Origin of the sequence: Candidatus Chloroploca mongolica (assembly GCF_004762035.2) — a bacterium.
GTDB classification, from domain to species: domain Bacteria; phylum Chloroflexota; class Chloroflexia; order Chloroflexales; family Chloroflexaceae; genus Chloroploca; species Chloroploca mongolica.
In genome coordinates, this window is record NZ_SIJK02000033.1 from 61,909 (window position 1) to 71,468 (window position 9,560).

The following is a 9,560-nucleotide window of genomic DNA, read 5'->3' on the forward strand; positions in this document are numbered from 1 at the left end:
CGGCGTTATTCGTGCAACAGGTAGAGGCTACCGGGGATCTGTTTGCCCCGTTTTTTGCCTTCAGCAGACCGCTGAGCAACTTCGCCGGGATGACGAAACGTATGTCGTGCGCTACTAATGACCGTGATCGTAATGCTGGCCAGGGGAAATCGGGTCGACTGGCCCTGACGATCAAACCCGCTGATAAAACCTCGTTGCCGTGTCGCTGGATCGTAGAAGAAGGGCACAGTTGCATCAAAACGAGCTACTGCTGTGCTGCAGATAGCCTCGATGCGGTCGGGCGTGCTGATGACCACGAAATCATCCCCACCAATGTGCCCAACAAAATCATCAGGGTTGCCCATCGTACGAATCGCATCGAGCAAGATCTGTGCTGTGCGCAGAATGACGGCGTCACCTTTGAGAAAGCCGTAACGGTCGTTGTAGGCTTTGAAGTTATCAAGATCGCAATAGCCCACAGCAAAAGGTAGACCCTGGTCGATGCGCTGGCTGATCGCCCGCTCAATGGCAATATTGCCCGGGAGACGGGTCGAAGGATTCGCGCCGCCGTCGCGTTCACTACGCCGCATCGCCGCCTGCACCCGCGCACTCAGTTCAGCAGCACTGAAGGGCTTGGTGATATAATCATCAGCCCCTAACTCTAGCCCCCGAACTTTTTCCATTGGTGAGTTGATCGCCGAAAGCAGAATAATCGGGATCAATTGCGTTTCAGCCTGGGCACGCAAGCCCCCAAGGGCCGTGAATCCATCAATGTCAGGCAACATGACGTCAAGCAAGATAAGATCAAAGCGTTGCTCGCGGACGATCTGCAACACCTCGGTGCCACTGTGAACCTGCATCGTCTGGAAGCCGTCACGTTCAAACTGGGCAGCGATCATCATGGCAATGTCAGGTTCGTCATCAACAATCAGAATGCGTTGGCGCGAGTAAAGCTGGTTGTCGCTCGGGCTCAGGTGCTGGGTGAGCGAGTAAACAGCTTGCTCGGGCGAGAGCATCGGGTCAATGATGAAAGGATGGCGTGTACCTGTCCAGTGGAACTCCTTGCTCAGCACAGCGAGCACAATCCCTTTGGTTTCGGGGTCTTCACTCAGGATCTGGAGCGCTATTTCAGCCTCGTGATCGACATGCGGATCGACGAGAACAAGGGACGGGCGAACTTCACGGACACGGTCAATGCCGCTGGTCGACGCTTCGATCAGTTCGACGGTAAAACCACGCTCGTGAAGCAACGGAAGAAGCATTGCAGCACGGCTCGTCGCGGCTGCGATCACGAGAATGCACTGATGATCCCTGGGCGTGACTGCTTCGACGAGTGGTTGTCCAGCTTGCGCAGGGGCAACCGGCTGATCCTGGTGTGTTGTTGTGGTGCTGGCAGCGCTATGATTGGTCAGATCCTCCGGGATAAGACAGATCTGGAGGTGCGTGCCATCAAAGGAGGCGCTTTGCAAAAGGAGATCGCATACGGTGCGCAGGCGCTGCACATTGCGCCCAAGCGCGGCGAGCAGCAACGCTTGCTGCTCATCAGGCGCATTGCTGAGCCGCCGCTGCAGCAACTGCACCGTCCCTTGTAGGGTCGTAAGGGGCGACATCAGCGCATGCGTCAGACGCTCAAGTTCCGGTGGCGTAGCCTTCATCCCTGTCCCTCTGCTGCGAGTACCCGATTGATCGTGTTAATCAGCCGTTCCGAGCCAACGGGCTTCTCGAGATACGCACGAGCACCAAGTGCCATACCGCGGGCGCGGGTATGCTCGTTGAGATCATCGGCTGTCAAAATAATAACGGGAATGTGCGCCATTTCGGGATGCTGGTGCATACGATAAAGCACTTCAAGGCCATCAATGCCTGGCATCTTGATATCAAGCAGCACAAGATCGGGTTGCAACAAATTGATCGCTGCCAGAGCCTCAAACCCATCGTTGGCATGCGTGACTTGCAAGCCGTAGCGTTGCAACAGACGGATCAAGACCGGACGGACATACGGATCATCTTCAACGACCAGGATGTGGGAACGCCGTGCCTGGATCGGTTCACCGCTAGAAAAAGCGAGACCCTCACTACCGGGGACAAGCGGTAAGGTAAAATGAAACGTCGCGCCCTGCCCCGCCACACTTTCAAGCCAGATATTGCCACCCTGTTCTTCCACCAGGGTTTTGCTAATCGCCAGGCCCAGACCAGTGCCGCTGAATTCACGCGTACTTGAGCTGTCGAGCTGTTGAAAACGCTGAAAGACACGCTCGTGGTGTTCGGGTGGAATGCCCCGCCCCCAATCCTGCACGGCAAAACACACGACGTTCTCATGACGCTGCACCCGCACAAGCACCCTGCCTCCAGCGGGTGAAAATTTGATCGCATTCGAGAGCAGGTTGATCAAGACCTGCATCGAGCGATCACGGTCAGCCATCACCGCCGGCAGCACTGACGCGGCCTCGACTTCAAGCCTGATCTGCTTCGTTGCCGCCAGCGCATTCATATCACGCACCGCACTCTGGCAGAGTTCTTCAGGCCTGATTGGTTCGCGCCTGAGTTGAATCCGGCCCTGTTCAATTTTGGCAAGATCGAGGATATCATTGATCAGACGGATCAGGCGTTCGGTATTCGACAAGGAAATAGTGAGCAACTCGAGATTCCTTGGCGAGAGTTCGTCAGCCGAAGCTGACCGTGTACTGCCTGGTTTGCCAAGGACAAGCTGAAGCGCCCCCTGAATGCTTGTCAGCGGGGTGCGCAACTCGTGGCTCACCGTCGAAACAAAATCGTTCTTCATGCGCTCAACTTCACGTTCACGTGTGATGTCGCGGAAGATCAAGATGCGTCCACGGTAACGATCATGCACATCGGTGACCGGGGCGGCAAAACACTGGAGCAGGCGTCGTTCAGGGCTGTGGAGCGCAAACTCGCGCACATCGCGGGCTGTCTGTGAGCCAAGTAATTGTAGCAACCAGTCATTGAAAGTCGTACTCTGTTCAAAAATCTGGGCAAGAAAACGGCTCAACTGTTCAAAACTCTTGCCAATCAGTTCACGTTCTTTGACCCCGAAAAAGAAGCGCGCCCGTCGATTGATCAAGATTGGACGCCGATATTCGTCAATCATCAGGATCGCATCGTTCGTTGCATCAATCACGGCGCGTGTCCGCTCTTGCTCGGCCCGGATCGTCGTAAAGTGATGCATCTGATCAAGCATAAAAGTGGCAAGACCGAGCTTGACGTTGAGGCGATCCAACCCATAACCACAATCTTCGGCCAGACTTACTAACGCCTGCTGCCAACCTGTGGGGCGCTGGAGATGCATTGACCAGAGCACAACAACAAGTGCATAGGCCTTTTTTTCGCCGGTGATGAGCGCCCCACAACCTTCAAATGCGGCGAGGTGCTCGTGATGGGGGTTGAGCAGGGTCGCTACTGATATCACCCGCGCATCTTCCGCCAGCGGCACACGCCAACGCACGAACTGATCGTGCATCATGTACTGATCGCGCATCAGGACGTCAGGTACCCCGACGCTATCACCGTAGGCCAGATAACCGCCCTCCTCGGTCTCCACCAGCGTATACCAGACAACCCCGGTACAATGCACCACCTCGCAAAGACCTGTGACAAGCGTGCGCTCGATCTGGGTCACGCTCTGACTCCGGGCAAGCTGACGGCTCACCTGATAGAGAGCGTGCAGCATTTGAGGGGTCAAATCCAACAGACTGGTAGCAGGTGCATCCATAAGCTCTATCTACTGCTGGTACTGCTCAAGAATAGAGGTCATCAACTCAACCAGGGTAAAGACATCAAATGGTTTGACGATATAGCCAGCGGCACCCAGCGCCAATCCGTGTTGCACTTCAGGCTCTTGCGAACGCGCCGTGAGGAAAATTATGGGCAGCGCACTTGTCTCTGCATGGCTGCGGAGCGCGGTACAGGTTGCGAAGCCATCCATACGGGGCATCATCACATCAAGCAACGCAACATCAAACCCCTCGTTCATGGCAGCCTCTACGGCAGCCTGTCCATCAGCGACCGCGACCACGGTACAGCCAGCATCTTCGAGGGCGAGGCTCGTGATCAAGCGAATATCTGGTTCATCTTCGGCGAGCAACACCTTCATGGTGCTTCCTCTTCGGTCAAGGTCATACCGCCGTTGGTACACACCTTATGAACGGACATCTTCTTCCATCAAGGCCAGTTGGCGGGCAACCTCTTCGATGGCAATCCGTTGCTTGCGATAAAAATCCGACTCACTCATCGCCAGGCGATTGGCGACATCACGAACCGTTTTGCGTTGGAGAAAACGCCCTTCAAGTAAATTATAGAGCAGCCACTCCTGGCCGGAAGGAGCAAGCTGTTCATCGGGGCGCAGGTTGCTGATCGCCTGACGGAGGACAACCTGCAAAGCGCGTGTGGGGCTACCACCCTGATCCTGGATCACCCGTTTGACAGTACGCAGCCCCATCAGAGGGCTATCGGCAAGCTTGGGACCACCCCAGAACTGGGTCAACGCATCTTTCACCAATTGAGGAAAATCGGGGCTGAGCACCATCTCGCCATCGGTCGCGGCCAGATCGGGGGCTGTACCCTGTTCGAGTTGACTCACCACATGTTGCAACGACTCCATCTCGGGCGCAAGGCCGCGCAGGGCATCAAAGATGCGCTGCTGCATCTGCACGGTCGAAAGGGCCAGTTCCATCTGATGGGTCAGCACACTGATCAACTGGCGCGTCTCGGTCGTCAAGCTGTTCTCGCTTTGCAGCGTTTCGGGCTGATACGCGACCGCAACGGCACCAAGAAAGAGCCCATCGGGACTATGGAGGGGCAGCAGGCAAAAACCGCCACACGCCACAAAAGCATCAGACGGCGGCAGCATCCCGCGGCCACGCGGTGGCAACTGTTGCAACTGCGGCAAAAGATCGGGCAACGGATACTCTCCAAGAAACCGCTTGACCTCACGACGCGAGCCACAGACTGCCCGGATACTATAATCATTGGCATCTGGCACCAGCACAAACCCTGTTTCGACCCGTAACGCGCCACAGATCGCCACCAGCGAATTCTCGAGCAAGGCACGCAGATCAGCGCGGGTAAAGGTGCTGCGCGGCAATTTACGCAGATAATCAATCTCATCCTGGTCTTGCATATAGACCAGCGTATCCAGGTAGGGCTTGACGCGGCTCACAAAGAGCGGCATCAATACCGTCATCAACATTACCCCGAAGGTCAGCAGCGTATTCTGCGGAAAGCCGAGCAGGCGTTCAAAGAGGGGCACAACTTGAATAAACAGCACAATCGAAATGCCAATAAATGGCCCATAAAGCCACCAGCGCAGAAAATCTTGCTTGATCAGGCGATCAGGCAAGAGCACGCCTTGAAACGCGATGCTATAGGTCATGATCGTGATCATCACCGTCACGATGATACTGGCAATGGCTTGCAGAAAGAGCACGACACTGATCGGAACTGCGGCCGGCATACCAACGACGAGAAATGGAAAGACCCCGATCCCGGGGGCCGCAAAGCTTGCCCCGAGATACATAAGGCGGCGGCGTTGATTGGCGGTCAAGGCACTCCGCTGCGATTGCACAATCGCAACAAACGCAACGACGGCACCGATCACGAAAAAGAGCGCATATGACCAGAAGAGCGGCCCCGGGCGAAACTGCGCAATCGGGCCACTTGGCAATCCGCCCTGAACCACCAGATCGGTTCCGAGGGCAACCAGCAAAAAGAAGATCAGACTCCCAAGATAGGCCAGATAAACGAGGCGGCGGCTGCGCAAGGCCAGTGCCTGATACTCGCTGATCGCAAAGAGCCCGTTGGCAAGATGGATATAGGCGGCAGGAACCATCGCAATGCCAAGCCACTGCGCACGGCCAAGGACATCCATTGTGGCCGCACGGGTTGCTCGCGCCAGCAACAGATCGCCGCCATAGACAATGACCACCCCCGCCAGCAGGATCACGAGCGCACGGGCAATATCATTGCGCCAGTTCTGCATGGCGATATAGGCCAGAAGCGAGAAGGTAACAATAAGAACGACTGCCGCGAAGAGCAGATTGAGTTGCTCAAGGATTGCGATCATGGCACGCTCACCAGATCAGAAGCGCTGTCACTATCAGCATGATGCTCTGCTCGATTATACCAGTTTTAAGCGTACGTCCGGTTGGGGCACGGCGCTGCCGTGCCCCGCAACCTAATTGCAACGCAGCGGATTTTGCGCCTGAGCATAGACCCGCGCAAATTCTTCTTGATACCCCGCAGCAAGCACCGCATCATTGATGATCAAAAGATTCTCGTCATTCACATTCTCGGCCCGTGCCGTGAAGTTGTACGAGCCAGTGATGACAATACGCTGATCAATAATAATCACTTTGTGGTGCATGGTATAACAATTGCCATCTTTGAACACATCAATACCAGCACCAGACAAGCGATCAAATTCCGATCCAATTCCAGCGGCGTTGCGATTTTCAAAGACAACTCGTACGGGGACACCTGCCTGATGGCGTTCAACCATCGCCTCACCGATCTCATCAGCCGTGAACGAAAAGGCCATCACATCAACACTACGCTCAGCTTCAGCCAGATATGCCACAATGCGGTCACGCACCGGTTCAGTTGGTGAAAAGTAATTCTCGATCAGCACATCGCCCATTTGGATCGTTGGATAAGGCGTAGCGCCCATCTTGCGTTTCCCAAAATCTCCGTCGGCCATCCGCTCGAACTCGGCACGATAGTTGGCAACGAGCACTGGGATGGTGCTACGCAGAATATTATTGTTGTTCCGGTAAGTATCATTGATCGTCGGATTCCACGAACCAGTCCAGACAATGCGCTCATCAATGACAACAAATTTGCTGTGTAGAAAATTGCTACTCTCTTCCCAACTGATTGGAATCCCTGCATCCTCAACAATTCCGGCCCATTTCGCCATCACTGGATTTTCGAGGTTGCCACGATCAAGCGCCAGGCGCACCTTCACCCCCCGTTGCCGGGCCTCTACCAGTGCATCGGCAAGACTCGTCAGATTGTACTCAAAGCTGGCAAAGTCAATGCTACGGGTCGCCGACCGAAGATCAGCCAGCAATGCCCGTTCATGCGCCGGGGCGAGCCGGTTCCGTGGGACATCAGGATAGATGAGTTCGGGTGTTGTAAAAAAGACCTCGAGCGAGCCAGCATCAGTCGCAATGCTGGCCGCTGGCTTTGCCGTCTGCTCCAGGCCAAACCAGGCCGGATCAAGCCCCACTCGACGCAGCAGCGGATTGAAAACACCCTGGCTCAAGAAGTAGCCGAAGGTAACCAGTCCGACCAGAAGCAACAGAGCCCAGAATGACGAAGACTGCGAGCGCCGACGGGGTTTTGAAGCAGACATACCCAATCCTTCAGCAGCGTGTGTGCGGTTATCTGTTGCATTATATGCTAGATAATCAGGTTGCTGATGCCCGTGTGAGGAGACTTGCCCACCGAGCGGGCACGTGAAGGGTGACCCGACCTTGGTTGACGATCAATTCGCTACCCTGGTTGAGCCAGTCCATCAGCAGTGTTCCGTTGGGCAGATCAATCGGCAGCACAAGTTCCACTGGCGACGCAGCTGCATTGACCGCAACCAGGGCAATCTGCTCGTGGTAGCGGCGGACAAAAGCAAGTTGCTCGGCAGCAACATGCACCTGGGTGTAATCACCATAACGAAGGGCGGGCAACCGATGGCGGCGATCCGCCAGCAGCGCCAGGGTATCGGCCAGTTGAGGGTACGGGGCCTGCACACGCGCTTCAGGCAGACGTAACCGCGGGCGGAGGAGCGCGTCATCATCACTCTTCACGCCACCATACCCCCACTCGCTACCATAATAGATTGCTGGTACCCCCGGTATCGTAAAAAGCAACGCATAGATTGGGGCGAGATGGGCACGCTCGTGCAAGATCGAGGCCACACGCGGTACATCATGATTGTCAACAAAATTGTAGAGGGGCAGACCACGATAGACGCCCTCTGATCCATATTGCCGCTTGAGTGAGTGGGCAATTTCAAAATAGTTGTGATCATTGTGGCTTGAGTAGAGACCCTTGTAGACTTCGTAGTTTGTTGTTGCATCAAGCATGTCGGGGTTGGCGATACGCCGATAATCACCATGGACCTGCTCACCCATCAACCAGAAATCAGGTTTGCGTGCTTTGCAAACCTGGCGCAACTCACGCAGAAACTCCAGGTCAAGCAGTTCGGCCACATCAAGCCGCAAACCATCAAGGTCAAATTGCTCGATCCAGCTCTGCACCGCCCCAAATAGATGCGCCCGCACCTCTGCATTGCGCAGGTTAAGTTTCACCAGATTAAAGTATCCATCCCAACTCGCATAACTGAAAGGATCACCGTAAGGGCTCCGTTGACTAAAATCAATCTCCACAAACCAATCCCGGTAGGCCGAAGCCTCCTGGTGCGTCAAGAGATCGCGAAACGCCCAGAAATCACGCCCAACATGGTGAAACACACCGTCAAGGATCAGTCTGATCCCATTGCGATGCAGTTCATTGGCAAGCTCTGCCAGCATCGCGTTCGTACCAAGGCGCCGATCGAGGGTATAGTAGTCAACGGTGTCATATCCGTGACTGGTTGACTCAAACAAAGGCCCTAGATAGAGTGCGTTCACGCCAAGCGTGCGCATCGGTTCAATCCAGTCGTGGAGCTCGCGCAACCGTGGCGCAACACTCCCATCAAAAGGGTTCGTATGCGGTGCACCACACAGGCCCAACGGGTAGATATGGTAAAAGATGGCGTCATGTGACCAGTGAGTCATTATGTAGATCCTTAAATTATGAATAGATACCATGCGAAAACTGGTGAACTGTCTGGTAGACAACAGTGTCATCAAGGTCACCAAACCCGTTGAGCGCCATCGTTACCCGGGTATTGATTGTGCCAAGCAAGGTGGCGGCATAAATACGCTGCCGTCCACGCATGTTGCCATGATCAGCGGTAGCACGCGCAAAAAGCTCCTCAACCATGCGCTGTTGCGCCTGGATACATGCCATAATGATCTGGAACGCCTCCCCCGTCGTAGGCCCAAACCAGAGGCTCAACATCAACCGATAGACGACTGGTTCTGTGCGTGCAAAGCCAAAATAGCTGCGTACAAGCTGCGTCAATGTGTGCGGAAGATCGCCCGTGTAGGTCGTCGCTTCATCGAGTTGGGCCAATAAAGGTGCTATGCGCTCTTCGACGAGCGCCGCAAGCAGACCCTGCTTACTCCCAAAATAATGGTAGAGCGTTGGTTTCGTGATCCCCGCAGCCGTGCAGATCGCTTGGATCCCAACCGCATCATAGCCACGGGCCGCAAAAAGGTCGAGGGCTTGCGCTAAAATGGCTTGACGGTTATCCATATCAATCAGTATACCGTTCGGTATACTAGATGTCAAGCCCCAGCAGAAGAACTGGGTTAGGGCGATTGCATCATACGAAATCGGATACAACGGGGCACCCGCAAGGGGTGCCCCTACACCGGGCCCGCCACCCGGCCCTGTAGGGGCACCCCTTGCGGGTGCCCTGGCGGGTGCCCTGGCGGGTGCCCTGGCGGGTGCCCTGGCGGGTG

At 55.4% G+C, this 9,560-nt stretch carries 7 protein-coding genes; all 7 read right to left on the reverse strand.

Features of this window, described 5'->3' with window-relative positions; translation table 11 throughout:
- Positions 1-5 precede the first annotated feature (5 nt).
- Positions 6-1,634 (reverse strand): response regulator, encoded by a 1,629-nt coding sequence (locus tag EYB53_RS17135; protein WP_135479633.1) that lies wholly within the window; start codon positions 1,632-1,634, stop codon positions 6-8.
- Positions 1,631-3,709, reverse strand: coding sequence for a hybrid sensor histidine kinase/response regulator (locus tag EYB53_RS17140; RefSeq protein WP_135479634.1), 2,079 nt, complete (start codon positions 3,707-3,709; stop codon positions 1,631-1,633). The genes EYB53_RS17135 and EYB53_RS17140 overlap by 4 nt, the downstream gene beginning before the upstream one ends.
- Before the next feature lie 9 nt (positions 3,710-3,718).
- Positions 3,719-4,090: a response regulator transcription factor gene (locus EYB53_RS17145; protein WP_135479635.1), complete on the reverse strand. Its 372-nt coding sequence runs from the start codon at positions 4,088-4,090 to the stop codon at positions 3,719-3,721.
- Between the two features lie 45 nt (positions 4,091-4,135).
- Entirely contained in the window at positions 4,136-6,058 is a 1,923-nt protein-coding gene (locus tag EYB53_RS17150; RefSeq protein WP_135479636.1) for a histidine kinase N-terminal 7TM domain-containing protein, read from the reverse strand.
- A 111-nt stretch (positions 6,059-6,169) separates the two neighbouring features.
- Positions 6,170-7,348: a phospholipase D-like domain-containing protein gene (locus EYB53_RS17155; protein WP_135479637.1), complete on the reverse strand. Its 1,179-nt coding sequence runs from the start codon at positions 7,346-7,348 to the stop codon at positions 6,170-6,172.
- A gap of 55 nt (positions 7,349-7,403) precedes the next feature.
- The gene (locus EYB53_RS17160) at positions 7,404-8,768 is read right to left on the reverse strand and encodes an alpha-amylase family glycosyl hydrolase (protein ID WP_135479638.1); all 1,365 of its coding nucleotides are present in this window, start codon (positions 8,766-8,768) and stop codon (positions 7,404-7,406) included.
- 16 nt (positions 8,769-8,784) lie between these two features.
- Positions 8,785-9,351, reverse strand: a complete 567-nt coding sequence (locus EYB53_RS17165; protein ID WP_135479639.1) for a TetR/AcrR family transcriptional regulator — start codon at positions 9,349-9,351, stop codon at positions 8,785-8,787.
- Positions 9,352-9,560: the final 209 nt, after the last annotated feature.